Source organism: Rhodococcus sp. H36-A4, from assembly GCF_027158005.1.
GTDB lineage: Bacteria > Actinomycetota > Actinomycetes > Mycobacteriales > Mycobacteriaceae > Rhodococcoides.
On the sequence record NZ_JAPVLQ010000007.1, the window covers coordinates 124,173 to 145,055 of the forward strand.

The 20,883-nt window shown below is 61.9% G+C and carries 15 protein-coding genes and 2 pseudogenes; 9 read left to right on the plus strand and 8 right to left on the minus strand.

Annotated elements, in window-relative coordinates; translation table 11 throughout:
• Nucleotides 1-191: 191 nt before the first annotated feature.
• The 4 genes from recC to O1W68_RS19210 all read left to right on the plus strand — a co-directional run bounded on the left by recC (nucleotide 192) and on the right by O1W68_RS19210 (nucleotide 9,199).
• A complete protein-coding gene (recC, locus tag O1W68_RS19195) occupies nucleotides 192-3,461 on the plus strand; it encodes an exodeoxyribonuclease V subunit gamma (RefSeq protein ID WP_269306320.1) in 3,270 nt (1,089 codons plus the stop codon).
• Nucleotides 3,419-6,727: a UvrD-helicase domain-containing protein gene (locus O1W68_RS19200; RefSeq protein ID WP_269306321.1), complete on the plus strand. Its 3,309-nt coding sequence runs from the start codon at nucleotides 3,419-3,421 to the stop codon at nucleotides 6,725-6,727. The genes recC and O1W68_RS19200 overlap by 43 nt, the downstream gene beginning before the upstream one ends.
• Nucleotides 6,724-8,604 (plus strand): exodeoxyribonuclease V subunit alpha, encoded by a 1,881-nt coding sequence (gene recD, locus O1W68_RS19205; RefSeq protein WP_269306278.1) that lies wholly within the window; start codon nucleotides 6,724-6,726, stop codon nucleotides 8,602-8,604. The genes O1W68_RS19200 and recD overlap by 4 nt, the downstream gene beginning before the upstream one ends.
• A 292-nt stretch (nucleotides 8,605-8,896) precedes the next feature.
• Nucleotides 8,897-9,199 (plus strand): hypothetical protein, encoded by a 303-nt coding sequence (locus O1W68_RS19210; RefSeq protein WP_269306322.1) that lies wholly within the window; start codon nucleotides 8,897-8,899, stop codon nucleotides 9,197-9,199.
• Between the two features lie 122 nt (nucleotides 9,200-9,321).
• Here the strand turns inward: O1W68_RS19210 and O1W68_RS21555 are convergent.
• From O1W68_RS21555 to O1W68_RS19225, 3 genes and pseudogenes are all read right to left on the minus strand, one after another.
• Nucleotides 9,322-9,801, minus strand: a pseudogene (locus O1W68_RS21555) (hypothetical protein); the annotation flags it as partial.
• Nucleotides 9,686-10,039 (minus strand): annotated as a pseudogene (locus O1W68_RS19220) (DUF2079 domain-containing protein); the annotation flags it as partial. The pseudogenes O1W68_RS21555 and O1W68_RS19220, both read right to left, overlap by 116 nt.
• Nucleotides 10,029-10,472 carry a DUF2079 domain-containing protein gene (locus O1W68_RS19225; protein WP_269306279.1) on the minus strand — a complete coding sequence of 148 codons (444 nt, stop codon included), beginning with the start codon at nucleotides 10,470-10,472 and terminating at the stop codon, nucleotides 10,029-10,031. The gene O1W68_RS19225 and the pseudogene O1W68_RS19220, both read right to left, overlap by 11 nt.
• A 215-nt stretch (nucleotides 10,473-10,687) precedes the next feature.
• Between O1W68_RS19225 and O1W68_RS19230 the strand changes: the two genes are divergently transcribed.
• Nucleotides 10,688-10,909 (plus strand): DUF2510 domain-containing protein, encoded by a 222-nt coding sequence (locus tag O1W68_RS19230; protein ID WP_269306282.1) that lies wholly within the window; start codon nucleotides 10,688-10,690, stop codon nucleotides 10,907-10,909.
• Between the two features lie 128 nt (nucleotides 10,910-11,037).
• Here O1W68_RS19230 and O1W68_RS19235 read toward each other — a convergent pair whose 3' ends face one another.
• Entirely contained in the window at nucleotides 11,038-12,039 is a 1,002-nt protein-coding gene (locus O1W68_RS19235) for a GTP pyrophosphokinase (protein ID WP_269306284.1), read from the minus strand.
• Nucleotides 12,040-12,188: 149 nt separating this feature from the next.
• Here O1W68_RS19235 and O1W68_RS19240 point away from each other — a divergent pair, with 149 nt between their 5' ends.
• The gene (locus O1W68_RS19240) at nucleotides 12,189-13,163 is read left to right on the plus strand and encodes a sigma-70 family RNA polymerase sigma factor (RefSeq protein ID WP_269306286.1); all 975 of its coding nucleotides are present in this window, start codon (nucleotides 12,189-12,191) and stop codon (nucleotides 13,161-13,163) included.
• A gap of 155 nt (nucleotides 13,164-13,318) precedes the next feature.
• A complete protein-coding gene (locus O1W68_RS19245; protein WP_269306288.1) occupies nucleotides 13,319-14,056 on the plus strand; it encodes an SDR family oxidoreductase in 738 nt (245 codons plus the stop codon).
• Nucleotides 14,057-14,165: 109 nt separating this feature from the next.
• Here the strand turns inward: O1W68_RS19245 and O1W68_RS19250 are convergent, their stop codons facing one another.
• Nucleotides 14,166-14,429: a hypothetical protein gene (locus tag O1W68_RS19250; RefSeq protein WP_269306289.1), complete on the minus strand. Its 264-nt coding sequence runs from the start codon at nucleotides 14,427-14,429 to the stop codon at nucleotides 14,166-14,168.
• A gap of 415 nt (nucleotides 14,430-14,844) precedes the next feature.
• On the opposite strand from O1W68_RS19250, the gene O1W68_RS19255 reads away from it, so the two are divergent.
• Nucleotides 14,845-16,002 (plus strand): NAD(P)/FAD-dependent oxidoreductase, encoded by a 1,158-nt coding sequence (locus O1W68_RS19255; protein WP_269306291.1) that lies wholly within the window; start codon nucleotides 14,845-14,847, stop codon nucleotides 16,000-16,002.
• Between the two features lie 108 nt (nucleotides 16,003-16,110).
• Entirely contained in the window at nucleotides 16,111-17,205 is a 1,095-nt protein-coding gene (locus tag O1W68_RS19260) for a hypothetical protein (protein ID WP_269306293.1), read from the plus strand.
• A 5-nt stretch (nucleotides 17,206-17,210) separates the two neighbouring features.
• On the opposite strand, the gene O1W68_RS19265 is transcribed toward O1W68_RS19260, so the two are convergent.
• From O1W68_RS19265 to O1W68_RS19275, 3 genes are read right to left on the minus strand one after another with little or no spacing between them, the layout of a single operon-like run.
• Nucleotides 17,211-18,647 (minus strand): GntP family permease, encoded by a 1,437-nt coding sequence (locus tag O1W68_RS19265; protein WP_269306295.1) that lies wholly within the window; start codon nucleotides 18,645-18,647, stop codon nucleotides 17,211-17,213.
• A gap of 29 nt (nucleotides 18,648-18,676) precedes the next feature.
• A complete protein-coding gene (locus O1W68_RS19270; RefSeq protein ID WP_269306297.1) occupies nucleotides 18,677-19,291 on the minus strand; it encodes a bifunctional 4-hydroxy-2-oxoglutarate aldolase/2-dehydro-3-deoxy-phosphogluconate aldolase in 615 nt (204 codons plus the stop codon).
• Nucleotides 19,288-20,883: an N-acyl-D-amino-acid deacylase family protein gene (locus O1W68_RS19275; protein WP_269306299.1), complete on the minus strand. Its 1,596-nt coding sequence runs from the start codon at nucleotides 20,881-20,883 to the stop codon at nucleotides 19,288-19,290. Before O1W68_RS19275 ends, O1W68_RS19270 begins: the two co-directional genes overlap by 4 nt.

Genomic DNA, 20,883 nt, shown 5'->3' on the forward strand with positions numbered 1-20,883 from the left:
GGGTTCGGCGGAGTCGGTCACCGTCCAACTGTAGCGACAGCAGCGCAGTGGTCCACATATCAAGTGGTCGAGCTACCAATCGGGCCGGCGCCGTGACAGGTCGATGTCGAAGCCGAAGTATGTCGGTCTGCTCGAGTAGGGTCTAGTAACCGTCCGTGCAGTGAGCGATCGCAGAAGGAGACATTTCAGTGGTGCTGAGGCTTTATCGCGCCACCCGCGGGGATGCGCTCGCAACGGCACTGGCTGAGGTGATGTCCAGTCCTCTTTCTGATCCCTTTGCAGCGGAAGTGATTTCGGTTCCCGCGAAGGGAGTCGAGCGTTGGCTGACTCAGCGTCTGTCGATGTCGCTGGGTGGGGCATCGGCCGACGGTATCGGCGCCAATATCGAGTTCCCTTCGCCGACCCGCCTCGTCCAGGACGCGCGGTCGGCGGCCCTCGGACGCGATCGCAACCTGGAACCGTGGTCACGTGGACGTGTGCTGTGGACGACGCTCGACGTCATCGACGGCTCGCTGACCGAACCCTGGTGCGCGGTGCTCGCCAAACACCTCGGTAACGGAACGGACGAACATCGGGCCGGACGTAGATGGTCCACGGCAGCCCACTTGTCCGAGCTCTTCCGGATGTACGCCGCGGACCGTCCATCGATGATCGTCGACTGGTCGGCAGGCGTCGACAGTGACGGCGTCGGCGGCGCTTTGGCCGAGGACCTGCGCTGGCAGGCTGAACTGTGGCGAGCGGTTCGCGCCCGCATCGGACACGCGAGCCCTGCCGAGCTTCTCGACGATGCGTGTGCAGCGATCCGCGCCGACCGGTCGATACTCGACCTCCCCGAGCGGGTGTCGCTATTCGGTGCCACGAGGCTGACAACCGATCAACTGCAGGTGATAGCCGCGATCGCCGAACATCGCGACGTGCACGTGTGGCTGCCGCATCCGAGTGATCGAATGTGGACACAGCGCGTCGACCAGCAACTCGTCAGCAGGAGATCAGAGGACCGATCGGCGGTGACGATCGAACATCCGCTGCTCGCCGGCCTTGCCCGAGACGTACGTGAACTGCAGATGCGACTCCTCGGGCTCGGTGGCGAACTCGTCGATACGGTCGAAACCAGTGCCGGCTTTCCCCACACGTTGCTCGGCCGAGTGCAGGACGACATCTCGAACAACAGGATCCCGACCAGGACCGCCGAACCGGACGGCACCGTCGCCGTCCACGCGTGTCACGGTGCTCCACGTCAAGTCGAGGTCTTACGAGAGACCCTGCTGCACCTGTTCGACGATGATCCGACGCTCGAACCCCGCGACGTGCTGGTCATGTGCCCCGACGTCGAGACATATGCGCCGCTGATCAGAGCGACTTTCGGACAGGGTGGGCTGGCACATCCCGGTCACACCCTTCGCGTCCGGCTGGCAGACCGGGGGCTACGGCAGACCAATCCGCTGCTCGCCGTGATCGCGACACTGCTCGACCTCGCGGTGGGACGAGTGACCGCCAGTCAGCTTCTCGACCTCGCCGTCGCCGACCCGGTTCGCCTTCGGTTCGGCTTCTCCGATGACGATGTGGAGCGCCTCCGTGAATGGACACAGGTATCGGGAGCTCGTTGGGGAATCAACTCCCGTCAACGCGAAAGCTTCGGCCTCGGCGGCTTCCGGCAGAACACGTTCAACAGTGCGGTCGACCGTCTGCTGTTGGGCGTGGCTGCCGACGAAACCGCCCACGAGTGGCTCGATCTGGCACTGCCGGTCGACGACGTGGACGGCAACGACATCGACCTGACCGGTCGGTTCGCGGAGTTCATCGATCGACTTGCGGTCACCTTGCGGGACCTACAAGGACCTCAGCGGACGGCAGAATGGCGCCACGCGCTCGTTCGAGCACTCGACCTGCTCGCGGAGGTTGCTCCATCCGATGCGTGGCAGCGTGCGCAAGCACTACGCGAACTCGTCGAGTCCACCGAGCACGGCGACAATTCGGTCATCCGATTGGCCGACGTGCGGGCAATGCTTACGCGGGCTCTTGCTGGACGGCCTTCGCGAGCCAACTTCCGTACCGGAGAGCTGACGGTCTGCACCATGGTTCCGATGAGATCCGTTCCGCATCGGATCGTGGTGCTTCTCGGCCTCGACGACGAAGTGTTCCCACGAGCGGGCAGTGTCGATGGCGACAACGTTCTTTCTCGTGACCCGGCTCCCGGTGAGCGTGACGTCCGTAGCGAGGACCGTCAATTATTGCTCGACGCGGTGATGTCGGCAGGGGAGAAGCTGCTGTTGTTCTACACGGGCGCAGACCCGGTGTCCGGTTCGGTGAAGCCACCGGCTATTCCGCTCACCGAACTTCTCGACGTGGTCGCGGCAACTGCAGGAGCCGATGTGGTCACTCGACATCCCTTGCAACCCTTCGACTCTCGAAACTTCGATCGGCGTGATCCGTTGAGTTACGACAAGGCCTCGCTCGACGGAGCGCGAGCAAGCCAGCGCGAACCCGTCGCGCCACAGCCCTTTCTTGCCTCGGCGCTCCCGACACGGGGTCACGGCGACGTGGCTCTCGACGATCTTGTCGCTTTCCTCGAACATCCCATTGCCGCATTTCTCAAACAGCGCATGGGTATTCGCGTACCGGAGATCGACGACGATCTGTCCGATTCACTCACCGTCGAGTTGGACGGACTGCAGAAGTGGGACATCGGTGATCGCATGCTCGCCGAGCGTCTTGCAGGCACCGACGTCGCGGACTTCCGTGCTGCAGAATGGCGGCGCGGCACCCTCCCACCGTTTCATCTCGGTGAAAAGCAGTTGCAGGACATCACCCGCGCCGTTGACGCGCTGGTCGACGTGTCCCGAGAAGTTCACGCAGGTGACACAGGCACACTCGACATATCCATCCGACTCGGATCCGGTCGACGACTGAGCGGGACGGTCACCGGAATTCACGGAGACACCATTGCCAGGACGTCGTACTCGCGTCTTGCGCCGAAGCATCGTCTTGCCGCATGGGTTCGCCTACTCGTCGTTGCAGCACAGGATGATTTGCGACCCTGGCAGGCTGTCACGACGGGCCGTGGACCGGGGAATCGAGCGGCGTGGCGATCGACGATCACGGCGCCCGTGGACGCGCTCGCGCAACTGGAACTGCTCGTAGCCCTACGGGACCTGGGTTTGTCGTCACCGCTTCCGATCGCGCCGGGGGCATCGTCGGTATACGCAGAGCGCCGGTTTCGCGGTGCGCCTGCGGAAGACGCCATCGCGGCGGCCGAGAAGACCTGGTCCGACAAATTCGGTGATGCGAAAGACCGAAGTATCGCGTACTTGTATGGCGCCGGCGCCTCGCTGGAGGTACTGAAGTCGACCCCGGTTCGGGCCGAAGATCCGCACCTCGGTGAGGAATCGACGCTCTTCGGAGTTCTCGCATGCCGATTATGGTGTCCATTGCTCGACGCGGAAAAGGAGGGCCAGCCATGACCGACTTCGACCTCCTCGGTCCACTTCCTGAGGGGACCACTGTCCTCGAAGCCAGTGCAGGAACGGGCAAGACGTTCGCCATCGTCGGTCTCGCGACCCGGTACATCGCCGAGGGACTGGCAGATGTCTCGCAGTTGCTGCTCGTAACTTTCAGTAGGGCCGCAACTCAGGAGTTGCGTGAAAGAACGCGCAACCGGTTCGCCGAGGTCGCCGCAGGGCTGGGCAGTTCGTCGACAAGTAGCGACTCCCTCGTCCGTCATCTGGCCGAGGGGACGGAAGAAGAAGTCGCCCTGCGCCGCACGCGGTTGCTTCGTGCATTGTCCGAATTCGACTCGGGAACCATCGCGACGACCCACAGCTTCTGTCAGCGCATGCTCGATGGGTTGGGCATCGCCGGAGAACGCGAACCGGAAGCGATTCTTGTCGAGGCAGTCGACGACTTGACGAGCGAGGTGGTCGATGACATCTACCTGCGGCGATACAGCAGTGCAGACTTCGATCCGCCTATCGGGCCGGCCGATGCTCGTCAAGTGGCTCGAGAAGCGGTTCGGGACAGACAAGCCCAGCTGGTCCCGGAGCGGGATGAAGACACCGAAGCGGGACACCGCGTCATTTTCGCGGAAGAGGCCCGTGCAGAAGTGCATCGTCGCAAGAAGCTCGCCGGGATACGAGATTTCGACGATCTCCTGAGTTTGCTCCATCGTGTTCTCGTTGATCCCGAGCATGGTGACGCCGCGTGTGCCAGGGTTCGCGATCGATTTCGGGTAGTGCTCGTCGACGAGTTTCAGGACACCGACCCGCTGCAGTGGGACATTCTCCGCAGAGCATTCCACGGCAGGTCGACTCTGCTACTGGTGGGCGATCCGAAGCAGGCCATCTACGCATTCCGAGGCGCTGAGGTGCTCAGTTACCTCGATGCTGTCGGCCTCGCCGATCGACACCTCGAACTGACGAGAAATTGGCGAAGCGATTCCGGTCTGCTCGGTGCGCTCGAAAATGTTTATGCTGGAGCAGCTCTCGGGCACAACGACATCATCGCCCACCCCGTGGGCTCGACACACGACGGTTCTCGGATGTCCGGTGTACCGCCGCTGCGACTTCGCTACCTCCCTCGGACAGGTGCAGGCCCGCTCAACAAATCGGGCTTTCCAGCGGTTGGCGTGCTTCGTGACCGTGTCGCCGAAGACGTCGCATCCGACATCGTCGAGCTTCTCCAGTCCTCGACCACGCTTTCGCTGCCGCGGCGCGGCAATACTGTCGCACCGGGAGACATCGCGGTACTGGTGCGGACGCGCTCACAGATCGCACTGGTGCGTGACGCGCTCGATCGGGTCGGTGTGCCCTCGGTACTGGCCGGCGGGTCCAGCGTGTTCGACACGGTCAGCGCAAGCCACTGGTTGTGGTTTCTGCAAGCGCTCGAACAGCCACACCGTGCCGATCGTGTTCGCCTCGCCGCCCTCACGCCGCTGTTCGGATGGACCGCGGAAAGGCTGGACCGTGAAGGCGACGACGCCGTGTCCGACATCAGTGCTCGATTGCGGGAATATGCAGTGTTGTTCGCGCACGCAGGTTTTGCCGCCGTATTCGAAAAGCTCGCCTCCGAAACACGGTTGGAAGGCCGGCTACTCGCACTCCGAGCCGGTGAGCGACACCTCACCGATCTTCGGCATGTCGCCCAACTGCTCAATCGTGCTGCCGTCGAGAGCTCTTTGGGGCCGAGTGCACTGACCCGCTGGCTCACCGACAGGATCTATGATCCGACATCGGGCAGCATCACCGACCGCAGCAGACGTCTCGACAGCGACGCAGCAGCGGTACAGATCGCCACCGTGCATGCGAGCAAGGGACTGGAATTTCCCGTCGTCTACATCCCGTATGCGTGGGATGCGTCGAAGAATCCCTATCCCAGCACGCTCCTTCTGCACGACGAGAGCGGTAAGCGTGTCCTCGACGTCGGAGGCCGTACAGGTCGCGGATACGCCGCTCGCAAACTGATTCGCGACAAAGAAGAAGCGGGCGAGGAACTTCGGCTGCTCTACGTCGCGCTCACCAGAGCTCAGTGCCAGGTCGTCTTATGGTGGGCGCCGGCATTTTCTACTGCAACGTCGCCGCTGCATCGGTTGATCTTCGCGCGGTTGTCAGGAGTGGCCGAGCCTGAGGAGAAGGCAAAAGTGCCCGAGGACGTTGCGGTGGCGGGCAGACTCGAGTCCTGGGCCGGTAAAGCGGGCGGCCGGATTTCCATCGAGACCGTAGGCCTGCGCAGTGCAGTCCCAATGTGGAGCGCGGTGAAACATACGACCGAAGTGCTTGCGGCGGCGACGTTCACGCGTAGTCTCGACATGCTGTGGCGTCGTACTTCGTACTCCGCGTTGACCGCTGCAGCGCACGACGTGCCCGGGGTGTCGAGCGAACCCGAGAAACCGGAGAGGGACGACGAGCCGGCGGACTCGCGGCCTATCGACGAAGTGCTGGAGGGGATTCCGTCTCCGATGAACGGTATGCCTGCGGGAGCAGATTTCGGCACTCTTGTGCACGAGATCCTCGAGCACGTCGATACCGCAGCGATCGATCTCGACGCCGAAGTGCTTCTTCGATGCAACGAAGCGGTTGCCGAGAGGTCGGCCGAGATCGACCCGTCAGCGCTTGCTGCTGCGTTGATGCCGGTCCTGCGAACTCCCCTCGGCTTCGGGACGCTCGCGGACATAGCTCCACGTGACCATCTGGCCGAACTCGACTTCGAGATGCCGCTGAACGGAGGCGACGATCCCGGTACCGCGAACGTGACTCTGCGGGGTATTTCGCGACTGCTCCGCACTTATTTACCCGCGGACGATGCCCTTGCCACATACGCGGACCAGCTCGACGTTCTCGAATCGAAGCCGCTGCGTGGCTATCTCACCGGCAGCATCGACTCCGTCCTCCGAATACCCGGGCCCAAGTACGTCATCGTCGACTACAAGACGAACAGGCTCTCACGCGGTGATCTGACCGTCATGCATTTCACCAGGGAACGAATGGCGCAGGAGATGCTGCGTTCGCATTATCCGCTGCAGGCGCTGCTGTACGCGGTGGCGCTGCATCGATATCTGCGGTGGCGCCAGCCCGGGTACGATCCCGAGGTCCACCTCGGTGGGGTGCAATACCACTTCGTGCGCGGCATGGCCGGTCCCGAAACACCCTCGGGTTGTGGGGTTTTCGACTGGAATCCTCCTGCCGAACTGATTACCTCCGTGTCCGATCTCCTGGCAGGATCAGCCGTATCATGACCGACGCACAACTGGTTCAACGAGCCACCGGCATCCTGCGAACCTTCAATTCGGCGGGCGTTCTGGCGGCAGCCGACGTGCATGTCGCTTTGCGGTTGGGCTCGCTCGGCGGTGAGCCGTCGGAGCACGTATTGTTCGCGACTGCCCTCGCGGTTCGAGCTGTCCGGTCCGGTTCGGTATGTCTGGACCTGAACCGGTTTCGCGAGGTCGCCGTGGACGAGGAATCGGATGTCGACCTCGATGCCCTTCCCTGGCCGGAGTTGGCGGCCATCACCTCCGCGGTCCGTGTGAGTCCTTTGGTGCGCGGCGGAGATCGCGGTCCACTCAAGCCTCTTCGGCTCGTCGCCACCGACGAGGGTGAGCTTCTCTATCTCGATCGGTACTACCTGCAGGAGCGAACGATCCGCGACGTTCTTGCCGGACGCGAAGAGTCACGTCCGGTCGTCGACACCGATCAGGTCAGGACTCTGCTGGACATGCTCTTCGTGGACGAACACGGCGAGCCCACTGCCGCGCCCGACCGACAACGCATCGCTGCTGCTCTCGCGGCCACGTCGTGGACAGCTGTGGTCGCGGGAGGACCAGGTACCGGCAAGACACATACAGTGGCGCGTGTGCTGGCGATGTTCGTTCGCCAGTACGGACCTTCGATCCGTATCGGATTGGCGGCCCCCACCGGCAAAGCGGCTGCGCGACTACAGGAATCGGTGACCGAGCAATCGGAACAGCTCGGTCTACCCGACACTCTCACTGCGATGACCCTGCATCGCCTGCTCGGCTGGCAACGTGGAAGTAAGAGTCGATTTCGTCACAATGCCTCGAACAAACTGCCCTTCGACGTCATTGTGATCGATGAGACGTCGATGGTGTCGTTGACAATGATGAGCCGGCTGCTCGAGGCCGTCAGATCGGACACTCGGTTGATACTGGTCGGCGATCCGGATCAGTTGACTTCGGTCGATGCGGGAGCCGTGTTGGCGGATCTCGTGGCAAGACCTGTTCACGGTGAATCCGACCCCGAACTCGATGCTTTACTCGGCCGTGACGTGGACGCCGTCGACGATCCTTACGAGGCCGCGCTGTCGGGCGAGGAACGGAACCAACTCCGAAGTGGGGTCGTACGGCTGAGCCGGGGTAGACGCTTCGGCGGCGCGATAGCCGAACTGGCAGTGGCAGTTCGAGACGGAAAGTCCGAGGAGGTGATGCGCCTGTTGAACGATGACCGCGAGGAGCTTTCCTTCCATGCGCCCACCGACCTGTCAGCACTGCGGACCGACATCCTTCGGACTGCCGACGCAGTGACCACTGCGGCCAGGGTCGGTGACGCGACCGCCGCCCTGGGTGGGTTGGAAGCACACCGGTTGCTGTGCGCGCACAGACAGGGGCCCTACGGAGTGCAGCTGTGGGCGCGGCAGGCAATGGAATGGGTGGCGGAATCGTCCGGTGTCTACCTCGATCCGTCGCAGTGGTATCCCGGCCAACCGTTGCTGGTGACGGCAAACGATCACGAAGCCCGGATCTACAACGGCGATACCGGCGTGGTCATCGACACCGGTGACGGCGCGCTGATGGCAGCATTTCAGCGCGGATCGGATCCGTTATTGGTTCATCCAAATGTCTTGGCGTCGGTGCAGACGGTCTACGCGATGACCATCCACCGAAGCCAGGGAAGTCAATACGACACCGTCTCGGTGATGTTGCCGGCCGAGGCGTCGTCGCTGCTGACCCGGGAGCTGCTGTACACCGCGATAACTCGCGCTCGTGTGCATGTTCGGATCATCGGGACCGAGGCCGCGGTCCGCGCAGGCGTCGAGCGTCAGGTGTTACGAGCGAGTGGCTTGCGCCGCACCCTACTGACCGATTTCTCCGGTCGGTAGACCTCCCGTAGATAGCGCTTGTCGCGCTCGAGCTTCGATATGTAGTCCTCGGCTCGATCCGAAGAGCAACTGCCGTGTTCGGCGACGACGTCGTGGAGGCCAGATCGAGCCGGTTCAGAACACCGTCGTGAGACACCCTGGTCAACTCGTCCTCGTAGGCGAAGTCGCTACTTCGATGTTGGTCTCCGAAGAACAGCCAGATTCGTCCCGACGCTCTGCGCGCCCGACGCCTATACCAGGGCCGATCATAACTACCGGCACATCGTCGTCGGAGGGCAGCCGGAACGACTTGTTGGGGGAGAGGAAGACACCTGCCGCCTTCGCCTACCCGATCCGCGAGGTACGTCGAACAGATCAAGGGCCGCAGCAAATCGAGGAGCTCGGACGGTTCCATACCGAGTTTCGGATCGATCGAGAGAACGTCGAGAACGTCCTTGCCCCAGATCCACGCGTCGAGACAGTCGCGATCACCGGTGGAGATGATATGCCCCAGCTCGTCGTCTCCGGTTCGCTCGGCAACGGCCTCGATGAGATCCATCGATGGCACGCCGATCTCGAACGAGTACGTGAGGAGTTCGGCGAGGCGCTGCTCTGATCCCTCGAGCGTAACCGTGGTGTCCGGGGAAACACCGAGTCGACCGACCAGCGCATCGACAACCTCGGATTGTTGATCGGCCGGACTCCGAGCCCGTCTCCTGGCTCGTACACGAGACCGCTGTCGCCCAGAGCGAAGGCATAGTGACGGACTTCCTTCGACGAACCTGGGCCGGACAGAACACGGTTGGTCAGCACGGTGGCCTGATATGGGTTCTTGCGATTCCGCGGAGTGCGCTTCGGTGTGGATTTGGTTGCTAGTGGTACGTCGGTATCGCGACCCGCCTCCCGGTCCGTCGTAATTGGTGTCCCCGATTCCAAGACGGTGAAGTATTGGCAGCTCAGTCCAGATTTTGGTTCCGCTGCGAGAGGATTGTCGGAGAATCGAGCACCATCCGGCATCCCCGCCCACAGGTGTTCGCTGGAGAACTTCGATACCGTTCGCCTCGTACCGGACCTCGTATCCCGAGGACAAGGCCACGTAGAGCGCCTTAGAGTCGCCCTCTTCGGCTGTCGGCCAGCCTGCTGGATGGGATCGGTTGACGACGATCCAATCCGGTGTCGTGGTGTCGGTCGGACGTTGGGGGAAGACCGAAACGTCATGAGTGGCGACGAACTGAGGAACCAGGTTGTTCGAGGCCGCGATTCGCTCGTCGTGGGGGATCGAATCCGAGATGACACGCGCTGCCGTCGTTTGCGGGTCGACACGCCAACCGTCCGCACTGGCAAGTCGAGCCAGCGGCAGAAAAGGCAAGGCAACCACAGCGAAAGCAGCGACCGCGACCGCTATCGTGCGGACGCCTCGCTCGGTGAGTTGTCCATGACGTCGACTACGCACCACCGCGTCGATGAGAGCAGAGCGCGCCGAATTCTCGAACCGCCCAGCGAGCCAGCGGAAGAACAGCGGCGGCGAACAACAGGGCCTGGGCCACGAGCAGCGTCTCAGCGGAAGGGAAAAGTCGGTAGATCGGCGCAAGAAGCGCAGTAATCGGAGAGAAGTGATCCCCGAGGGTGTTGAAACCGGTTCCAAGAAGATCCGACGTCGGTGCACTCAGATTCGCGTACGACGAAATCTGCTGAACGAAGATTCCCAGATCGAATCCGGACGTGCGGAGTTGGCGATGCCCCAGGACGGAAAGCGTCGCATACAGAGGTGCCAGGACAAGGAACGCCGCAACCGGGACGACACGGTCTGCGCCCAACCGGCCGCACCCGATCGCCGGTACCTCGGCAACAATTGCCGTAGGAGTGGGAGATGAATCGGTGGCTGTCACAGGAAGAGAGGTCCACCCGACCCACCTAGGACAAACCTGAGAAGCCCAGGTGAAACAACCCGGCTGCTGAGGCAGCGTGGTGGTAGTGCACCCATACGTTCACCCTCGGGTGGAACATGTGTCAGTATCATCGCTGAACCAACCCGGTCGGTGGGGCCGGTATACCGGGGTGACGACAGTTCGACGAGTTCGCAGGGGTCGGGGGAACCGAACACATGGATCTGTTTCAAATAGCAGTGATCGCATTCTTGGCAATCGGGTCGTGCGCCGTGCTCGCCGGAATCGGTGCCACCGTGGTCAGCAGCGAACGCCGCTCCCCGAGCCGTCGAAAAAAGACCAGAATTGCGCCGGGTTGGTACCCCGACGCGCAAGACGAGACGCTCCTTCGATACTTCGACGGACGCGAACCCACCAGACAGACCTCCCGACGCGAATAGTCAGGACACCTCGAACCTGCTTACTCCGCGGGCTCCGCTCCATCACTTTCCAAAGCTCACTCCGCGGGCTCCGCTCCCGCCCTGTCCAATGCTCACTCCGCAGGCTCCGCTCCCGCCCTGTCCAAAGCTCACTCCGCAGGCTCCGCTCCCGCCCTCCCGCGTCGGCGGCGCCTGGATCGACGCGACGGTGGCTGAGACGAAAGATGGTAGTACAGCGCATCTTCGGAATCCTCGACGACGACCTGAACGACATCCCCCACCTCGAGGTAGTCGTCGACATCGATACGGTCCGTGGCTCCGATGACGGCTTTCACCGACCTGGCGGGGATGAGCCCGCGTCGACCGTCGGGGCCCACGGCCAACGCGTAGCGCGGACCGGTCCTGGTCACGCGCGCGCTGATGATCGCGGAATCCTTCGGCACCGGAGTCGGATCGGCGGCAACGTCTTTGGCAGCTGTGGTTTGTGAATCGAGTTGTGCCGCGAGTTCGTCTGCCATGAGGTCGACCTGCAACAGCAGGTCGGCCATAAGTCGAGCTTGATTTTCATGAGTTTTCGACGGCTTGAGTGCCTCTCCGGGCTTGTACATGTCCTCGTGGGTCAGCTCGCCCCAGGCGTCTTGCAGCCGGGTCTTCACCTGAACTTCCACCTTGACATCCAGGTCGCCCTGGTGCGTGGCAACCCGAACGAGAAGCACCGCGTGGTACGCCCGATAGCCGCTCGGTTTGGGAAACGCCACGTAATTCATCGGGTCTTTCGCGAAGCGCACCGAGCACTCGGGATCCCGACAGGCCAGCTCCAATGCCTCGACGAACGCGTGCAGATCGCGGGGGCTCTTGCACAGGACTTTGATTCCGATGAGGTCACCGAGAGCATCGACGACCTCATCCACCGTGCTCGGCTCGGTGATCCGGCCTTCGGCAATCTTGCGTCGCAACTTGTCCGCGGCCCGGGCAGGGTCCTTGATTCGCGCAGACTGGGCATTGAGGCGGTCACGGTCGACATTGTCGAGAATCTCGTCGGCAATTGTTTCGAGAAAGTTCTGCGTCGTGACCAGCGCTGCTTGCCAAGCGCGACCACGCTGCAGATACACCTCTTCGACGAGGTCATCGATGCTCGTCGATGTTGTCATGGGGGCTGCTTTCGATCGATGAACTTCGGCCTTGGTGCACCGAAGGCTAGCGCAGGTACGAGTGGCCGCCGACCTGTGCCGCGGTACGTCGTGCATCGGGTGTGAAAAGTACCGCGCATCTGTCGGGGGAGGGCACTATTGTCGAAGAAATGACGACCACGGTCGCAGAGGGCGACGAATTCGTTACGCAGTTCGACCCGTACCGGCGCGAGCTACTGGCTCATTGTTACCGAATGACGGGGTCCATTCACGACGCCGAGGATCTCGTGCAGGAGACGTACATCCGAGCCTGGAAAGGTTACGGAAAGTTCGAGGGCAGGTCGTCCATGCGGACTTGGCTGTATCGCATTGCCACCAATACCTGCTTGACGGCATTGGAAGGACGCTCGAGGCGTCCGCTGCCTACAGGTCTCGGAGCACCCAGCTCGGATCCCACAGGCGAACTGATCGAACGTCACGAGATTTCCTGGCTGGAGCCGATCGCAGATTCGGAGTTGAGCGATTCGGGCGATCCAGCGAGCATTGTCGTCGGGAGAGAATCCATCCGCTTGGCATTCATCGCTGCCCTGCAATACCTTTCGCCACGGCAGCGTGCGGCGCTGTTGATGCGTGAGGTCCTGCAATGGAAAGCTTCGGAGGTAGCCGAAGCACTGGCAACGACCACGACGGCGGTCAACAGCCTCGTGCAGCGCGCACGAGCGCAACTGGACTCGGTCACGCCCGCCGAGGACGGAGTCTTCGAGCCCTCGTCGGCGGAGATCCAAAAATTGTTGGAAAAGTACGTCGACAGTTTCGAGCGATACGACATCGGTCAGCTCGTCGAGCTGTTCACCACGGACGCGGTGTGGGAAATGCCGCCATTCGTCGGGTGGTATCAGGGCGGGGAAAATATCGGCGCGCTCATCCGGGGCAATTGCCCCGCCAGCGGGCCGGGGGACATGCGGATGCTGCCCACCTTTGCCAACGGCCGACCGGCGTACGGGCTGTACATGCGAAACGAGTCAGGCCGACATGTCGCTTTTCAGTTGCATGTTCTCGATTTTCGAGCCGACCGGGTCGTACATGTGGCGTCATTCTTCGATCTGACACTTTTCGAGAGATTCGGTCTGCCCGCCCACTTGTAACCGGTCACGAGCGTCGGCGAACGGCATCCTCTCCACGCTGATCCTCGGGGCTGTCGAGCGACCGGCTTGTCTCCTCTGCGTAGCTCTGTAGCAAGATGGGTCTGCGGGAACGAGCTTATAGCGCGTTCCCGCTGTTTCGTCGAAGAGGAGAATTCATGGATTTGGGACTGTCCGGTAAGTCGTTCGTCGTCACTGGTGGAACCGAAGGGCTGGGTCTGGCAAGTGCTCGCGAGTTGCTTCGCGAGGGCGCGAAGGTGACTGTGTCGTCTCGCTCTCAGGAGAAAGTCGACGACGCGGTGACAGACCTCGGCGCTCATCGCCCAAACGCTGTGCACGGAATGGTCGCCGACAATGGCCATTCGGCCAGTGCAGAACTTGTCGTCGAGGCTGCCCTCGCGCACTGGGGCAAGATCGACGGTCTCGTCGTAAGTGTTGGCGGGCCACCGCTCGGCACAGCTTTGGAAGCGACGGACGAGCAGTGGGAAGACGCGTTTCGCTCGATCTTTCTTGGAACGGTACGGCTGGTCAGGGCGGCAGCAGCATCGATGACGGAGGGCGGCGCAGTCGTGCTGGTGCTGTCGAGTTCGGTGAAGTCGCCGTTGACAGGCCTCGGAATCTCGAACGGTCTGCGACCAGGGCTGGCAATGGTCGCCAAGGATATGGCAGACGAGCTGGGTGCACGAGGAATTCGCATCGTCAGCGTCTTGCCAGGTCGATTCGATACAAGTCGCGGTGGAGCCGTCGGCGACGAGGACTTGGCTCGTATACCTCTCGGGCGGATCGGTGACCCTGACGAGTTCGGAAGAGTTGTCGCGTTTCTGTCCTCGCCCGCCGCGTCGTACATCACGGGTTCGACGGTCACCATCGACGGCGGCGCGCTGCGAGCATTGTGAGCACTGGGCACTCGAACCCATCCTGGCCGACCGAACGCAAGTGACCCCGCATCAAGCCTGTTGGCTTCGAGCGGGGCCACTGATTGCGAAGGACGGGGGACGTAACTACTTAGCGTGTGCTCGATGCAATGCGTGCAAGCACCCGAGAGAACACCGAGCCGTCCGACCCGAGGGCATCGAAAGAAGTCGAGTCAGCTGGAACTTCCGCATCACCCTTGGCAGCAGCGAGAGTGCGCGCCAATTCGGTGCGGCGTTCGATCGCGTCGAGAATAGTGGCGTCGAGCGTGACTAGTTGCTCATCGAGTCGGTCGATCTCGACTTCTGACTGTGCTTCGTTGGCGCTGGTGGCAAGCGAATCGATCTGCAATGTCACATCGTCTCCTTTGTTCGCGTCCTGAGGAGTGAGTCGTTCGATCCCTCGGAACTGTTACACGTTAGTTCTATGTGTCAACGATGTTTCGTACCCTGCACCAAGATGCCTAGTAATCAGGCGGGGGCCAAGCCTTTCGGGCTGTGATGCTGGCAACAATCGAGGTTCACACCGTCGTATTCGGCATCTGGCTACGGTCTCGACCCTTCGACGTGGCATCAGCGGCCGCTTCTGGCGTAAAGCGTCGACGTCATATCAACTATTCGGAGCGAAACCTCTCGGGTACTGCTCGTGCGAGAAGAATCCTCGGTTCAGTTGACACAGACGATCGGCACAGTAATCGCCCGTTCGGATTTCGGGATTGTCGGTGCGGATTTCGGGGTAGTCGCTCGACAAAGACAACCGCAAGGAGTTCATCGTGCGCTATGACTACCTCATTGTCGGCGGCGGAATGGTCGCCGACGCCGCAGCCCGCGGCATCCGCGAGAAGGACACCTCAGGGACAATCGGCATTCTGGGGGCCGACAGCGACGAGCCGTACACCCGACCGGCCTTGTCCAAAAAGCTGTGGACGGACAAGGACTTCGGTCGCGATCAGGTTCCTCTGAACACTGCGTCCGACACCGGTGCCGAGGTACACACCAATACCCGAGTCCGGTCTGTCGATCGTGAAAACAAAACCGTGACGATCGAATCCGAAGACACTGTCGAGTACGGAGAGTTGCTGTTGGCGACCGGAGCATCACCGGTCCAACTCGACATCGCTCCCAGTCCGAGAGTCATCTATTTTCGTACGTTCGCCGACTATCGCGCGTTGCGGGACCTGACCAAAACGGCTTCGCACATTGCCGTCGTCGGAGGTGGATACATCGGTACCGAAATTGCGTCTGCTCTCGCACTCAACGGAGTCGCGGTGACTCTGATCACCAGCGACGACGTGGTGGGTGGACACATGTTCCCGGCCTCTCTCGCGGCGGCATTCGAGACGGGGTTCAGTGAACATGGCGTCACGATTCGGCGGGCAGTCAAGGTGACAACTGCCGCCGAGGCATCGGCGCGAGTGCAACTACAACTCGACGACGGCTCGAGCGTCGAAGCAGATGGAGTCGTATTCGGCCTCGGTGTTCGCCCGAACGTCGAACTTGCCGAAGCAAGTGGATTGGCCGTCGACAACGGCATCGTCGTCGATGAGTACCTTCGGACCGACGATCGGCATGTCTACGCGGCAGGCGACGTCGCGAACTATCCCGACGCGATACTGGGCCGTCGACGCATCGAACACGTAGACAACGCAATCGAGATGGGCAAGTCAGTCGGCCGCATCATGGCAGGCGGTACCGACCCGTACACCTACACGCCGTACTTCTATTCGGACGTCTTCGATGACGGATACCAGGCCGTGGGAACTATCGATACATCGCTGCGGGCCGTCGAGGAATGGAAAGTCGAGCCCAGAGAAGGTGTCGTTTACTATCTCGAAGAAGACAAGGTGCGAGGGGTCCTCATGTGGAACGTGTGGGAAGGCCTCGACGAGGCCAAGGCGCTTCTCGGCAAGGAGAAGCCGAGACGTCACTGAAACGTCCCGATGCCTGGTGCGGTCGGTTATGAATGTGAATGGGCCGCGCACCAACGTGGTGGGAATTCTGGGACAGTGGGTTCTGGTCGTAAGCCACGAGGAGCTGACATGTCCGAGCACACAGACATCGGTATTAGCCGAGAACGCGTCGAAGAGCAGGTTCGCCGTTGGTGTGAGCGTGCGCGAGTGGACGGCAGATGGCCGATGCTGTCCGACGCGTCCTCGGTGGCTATCGCTGCGGGCCTGCTGGATCCCCCCACCAGGGAAATTCTGGCCGCGCGTCGTAGAGCGGAAAGGTCGGTGCCCTCGATCGGAGGCTTTGCTGCTGCGAGAACCCTCGCCGAGGAGCGAGCACGATGGTTGGCCAAGAATACGAAGAACAAGCCGGGATCTGCGCTGGTCTACCGGATGCGAGCCGCTGAGCTGACCAAGCGTCTCGATCGCCTTCGAACGATAGTGGTGATGTCGACCGACTATTACGCACATGGTGTCCGCGCCGTTCGACGTGAGCGCCGCGACGGAATTCACTTGGATCTCGACCAGCGTGATGCACTCTTCGATGCGCTGCTGCATACCCCCGTCCCGAGGCAGCACATCGGCGGGCTCGCCGCTAGAACAGGGCTGTCGGTTCTCGATGTTGCCGCTGATCGAGTTGCTGGGGTATCGAAGGACACTCGGTTCGGAAATGTGGGGGAGCGCGCATCATCAATGATGGCTCAGGTCGCAGATCAAAAGGACGATGTATTCGCCGACCGATACGAGACTCTGCTGTTCATCGCCGGCACGTCGTACGATCGCGTGAACTCCTCCCGGGTGTGGAGATCCGAGCACTTTCTCGTCCAGCGCACGCAACTCGACCTTGCCGAGGAACTCACTCAGGTCGCCGTCGACACCAACTCCCTCCACGACATCAGCACCGAACTAGATGACATCGCCAGGGTGATGCTCGACGACGCCACGCGAGTCCAGGTCGCCACCCGCCGTGCTGCGCTCGAGTCGGTATGGACGCAACTGATCGACAGGGTTGCTGCGTTGGTCAGGGTCGCGGACCTGGTTACGCGAGCCGAGGACGACTATTCTGCGACAGACGTCATACAGCGAGCACACAGCCTCGACAACAGAATCGACGCTCTCGTATCCCGAGCAGGAAATCGTGAACTGTCCGCCGACAACACACATTTCGTCGGCGACCAACTCACGTAACCCAGCTAGGCGACAATGGCGAACAGTACGGCCGCCACGGCAAAGCTGACCACCGACAGGATCGTCTCGAGAACAGTCCATGTCTGCAGCGTCTGCTTGACTGTCATGTTGAAGAATTTGGCGATGATCCAGAAGCCACCGTCGTTGACGTGGCTCAAAATGATCGAGCCTGCCGCGATGGACATAGCGATCAGCGCCGTTGCCATAGGGGAGTAGTCCTGGGCAGCAACGAGTGGACCGACGATTCCGCCGGTGGTCACGATCGCGACCGTTGCCGAACCCTGCGCGATCCGAAGTGCACAGCTGATGACATACGACAGCACGATGATCGGTAAACCCGCAGCCGCCATCGCGTCGGCGAGCGCAGTGCCGATTCCGGTTGCAGAGATGACCTTGCCGAAGAAGGCACCTGCACCGACAACCAGCAGCAGCATGCCGACGGGGCGCAATGATTCACCGGTCAGCGCACTCAATTCTTGAACCGTCGAGCCGCGGCGGATGCCTAGGACATAGAAGGCAATGAGCACTGCGATGAGTAGGGCAACGGCAGGCGTTCCGAGGAACGTCAGTACCTCCAACAGGTTGCCTGGATCGAGGAGAATCGTGCCGAACGTCGCTCCGAGAATGAGAACCAGCGGCACGGCAATGATGGTGCCGATGAGACCGACTGAAGGGGGAGTGGTGACGACCGAACGCTTGGTAGCAACCGAGGCGCCGCCTGCGCCGTCAGGGGCGTCGGGGGCGTCGTTGATGAAGTCGTCCGGCACATCGACGATCACGCGTTTGCCGATCCAATTACCCCAAACGAGGCCTGCGGCGATGAATCCCGGAATGCCGCAGACGAATCCCATCAGGATCAGCCAGCCCAAGTTCACTTCGAGAAGGCCACCGAGCGCGACCGGACCGGGGTGAGGTGGCAAAAATGCATGGGTCATCGACAACCCGGCCAGCATCGGCAGGGCGTACAGCACGAGCGACTTTCCACCTTGGCGCGCTGCTACGTAGACGAGGGGTGCCAGCACGAAGATCCCGATGTCGAAGAAGACTGGAATGCCGAAAATCAAGCCGAGCAGGCCCATCGCGATGGGTGCGCCGCGCTCACCGAAGATCCCGAGCAGCTTCGACGTCAGAGCCTGTGCGCCACCGGAGCGTTCGAGGATCGCGCCGAGGACAGTGCCGAGCCCGATGATGACTGCGATATGCCCGAGAATGCCACCGAAGCCCGTCTCGAGCAGTGATTCGTTGCTCTTGAGTGCAGTACCGACAATCTCGGACACCGGCAGCCCAGCTGCCAGTGCGAGACCGAGTCCGACGATCAATAGTGCGATGAACGGCTCGAGTTTGACCTTGATGATGACGACCAAAAGCACAGCGATCGCAAAACCACACAGCACGAGAAGGCCCGGAGTGGAGGTCCTGAGCCAGTCGACAGCGGTATTCATAGGTTGCCTTTCGGTAAGGGTTGGATATATCAACCCATGGATATGACGAAAGCTTCTGCGCGAGCGGTAATTCCGGCCCAGTCTCCGGATTCGACGCTCTGTGGAGAAACGACATCGGTGCCTGCCGTGACGGCGACTGCACCCTGGCTCAGGAACTCTGCTGCGTTCGAGGCATTGACCCCGCCCGACGGAATGAGCTTCGCATCGGGAAGGGGCCCGAGAAGGTCCTTGAAGTGCACAGGCCCCAATGCGCGCGCCGGAAAAATTTTGACGGCTGCCGCACCCAGATCGAGTGCGTTCATCACCTCGGTGGGCGACAGTGCACCCATCACGACGGGAATGCCTCGGGCAAGCGCGACCTCGGCCACAGTAGGGCGCAGTCCAGGTGTGACGAGGAACTGTGCGCCGGCATCGATCGCGGAGCGTGCCTGCTCGTCTGTCAGGACGGTCCCGGCCCCGATGACTGCCCCAGCATCGGCTGCGGCGCGCATCAATTCCAGGACTCCCGGCGTAGTGAAGGTCAGTTCGACAGCCCGGATGCCTCCGCGCGCCAAAGCCTCGGCGAGGGCTACCGGATCAGAGATCGAGGGAGCCCGGACAACAGCGAGTGCGCGATCATCGAGGATCGTCTGCAGGGCGTTCACCGAACCTGCCTCAATGCTCGGCCGGCCAAATTGCCTGTGGGCTTTCCATCATCGATGGCGATTTGGCCGTTGACCAGCACGTGACTGATTCCTATCGCTTGTTGTTTCGGATTGTCGAAGGTGGCCGTATCGCGAATGGTCTCGGGATCGAACAGCACCAAATCGGCCGCGAATCCCTCTGCGATCGTCCCCCGGTCGGTCAGGCGCAGCCGCTGCGCGGGACGGCCCGTCAGGTGATTGATGCAGTCCTCCAAGCCCAATAGCTGCTCCTCGCGCACGTAATGGCCGAGGTACCGGGGAAATGTTCCCCATGCCCGGGGATGCGGGCGCTCACCGACGAGGATTGCGTCGCTGCCGCCCATGTGGTTCGGATGCACCATGATCTCGCGGACGTTTTCCTCGTGCCCCACGTGTTGAAGGATGGTGGTGGCCAGCTGATCTCGTTGAAGGATATCGAAGAAGATATCCACCGGTGCTTTGCTCAGCTCGGCAGCGAGATCGATCATCGTTCGGCCGACATACCCGTCGAGTTCCGAGTTCGCGACGCCGCTGAGCTGGATGGTGTCCCACTCGACCGTCACTCCATGGCAACCGTCGGAACCGTTGACGTTTACGTCCGCGGCGATGCGGGCACGTACTTCGGGATCGGCCATCCTGGCCAGCGCCTGGTCGGGTCCACCGGACATGGCCCAACTGGGAAGCAGGGCCGACAACGTCGTCGCGCCAGGGAGATACGGGTAGGTGTCGAGAGTGACGTCACAGCCGTCGGCGATCGCCGAGTCGACCTTGTCGAGGAATTCCCCTGCGCGACCCCGATTCACACCGAAATTCATGGTGGCGTGCGTCAAATGCAGTGCGCAGCCCGTATCGCGGGCCAGATCGAGCATCTCTTGATAGGCCTCGAGCGCGCCGGCGCCGTATGACCGCGTGTGCGGCGCATAGAACCCGCCGAAGTCGGCAACGACCTCGCACAGGGCACGAAGTTCGCTCGTGTCTGCGTACATCCCGGGGGTGTAAGTGAGTCCACTCGACATGCCGACCGCACCCTCGGCGAGCCCTTCTGCGAGTAACTCCTGCATGCGGGTGATCTCGCGCGACGTGGCCGGACGCCGGTCTCCGCCGACGGCGAGATAGCGCAGCGTGCCCTGTGGCACAAGATACGCAGCATTCGGAGTAATGCCCTGATCGAGGCGGTCGAGATACTCCGCAACCGAACGCCAGGAGAAGTCCAGATCGCGTGGATTGCCGTTCCATCCGGCAATCTGACGACGGATGATGTCGAGAGTTGCGTCGTCGACCGGCGCGTAGGCAATACCATCCTGCCCAATCACTTCGGTGGTCACACCCTGACTGATCTTCGGAAAATGGCCGGGATCGGTGAGCAGCCTGAGGTCCGAGTGCGCGTGCATGTCGATGAAGCCTGGCGCGAGCACGTTGCCAGGCTTCGCATCGATTATTCGATCCGCGAAGTGGGTGCCGCCGGGCTCGACGATCGCCTCGATCCGGCCCGAGGCGACGAGGACATCACTTCGGATGCGAGGTGAACCCGTGCCGTCGACGACGTCTGCGCCACGAATGAGAATGTCGGTCAT

Coding starts and splice junctions, on each gene's coding strand:
- O1W68_RS19200 (WP_269306321.1), top strand. CDS start 3,419: ATGGTGTCCATTGCTCGACGCGGAAAAGGAGGGCCAGCCATGACCGAC.
- recD (WP_269306278.1), top strand. CDS start 6,724: ATGACCGACGCACAACTGGTTCAACGAGCCACCGGCATCCTGCGAACC.
- O1W68_RS19275 (WP_269306299.1), bottom strand. CDS start 20,883: ATGACCGACATTCTCATTCGTGGCGCAGACGTCGTCGACGGCACGGGT.
- O1W68_RS19240 (WP_269306286.1), top strand. CDS start 12,189: ATGACGACCACGGTCGCAGAGGGCGACGAATTCGTTACGCAGTTCGAC.
- O1W68_RS19245 (WP_269306288.1), top strand. CDS start 13,319: ATGGATTTGGGACTGTCCGGTAAGTCGTTCGTCGTCACTGGTGGAACC.
- O1W68_RS19230 (WP_269306282.1), top strand. CDS start 10,688: ATGGATCTGTTTCAAATAGCAGTGATCGCATTCTTGGCAATCGGGTCG.
- O1W68_RS19235 (WP_269306284.1), bottom strand. CDS start 12,039: ATGACAACATCGACGAGCATCGATGACCTCGTCGAAGAGGTGTATCTG.
- O1W68_RS19265 (WP_269306295.1), bottom strand. CDS start 18,647: ATGAATACCGCTGTCGACTGGCTCAGGACCTCCACTCCGGGCCTTCTC.
- O1W68_RS19260 (WP_269306293.1), top strand. CDS start 16,111: ATGTCCGAGCACACAGACATCGGTATTAGCCGAGAACGCGTCGAAGAG.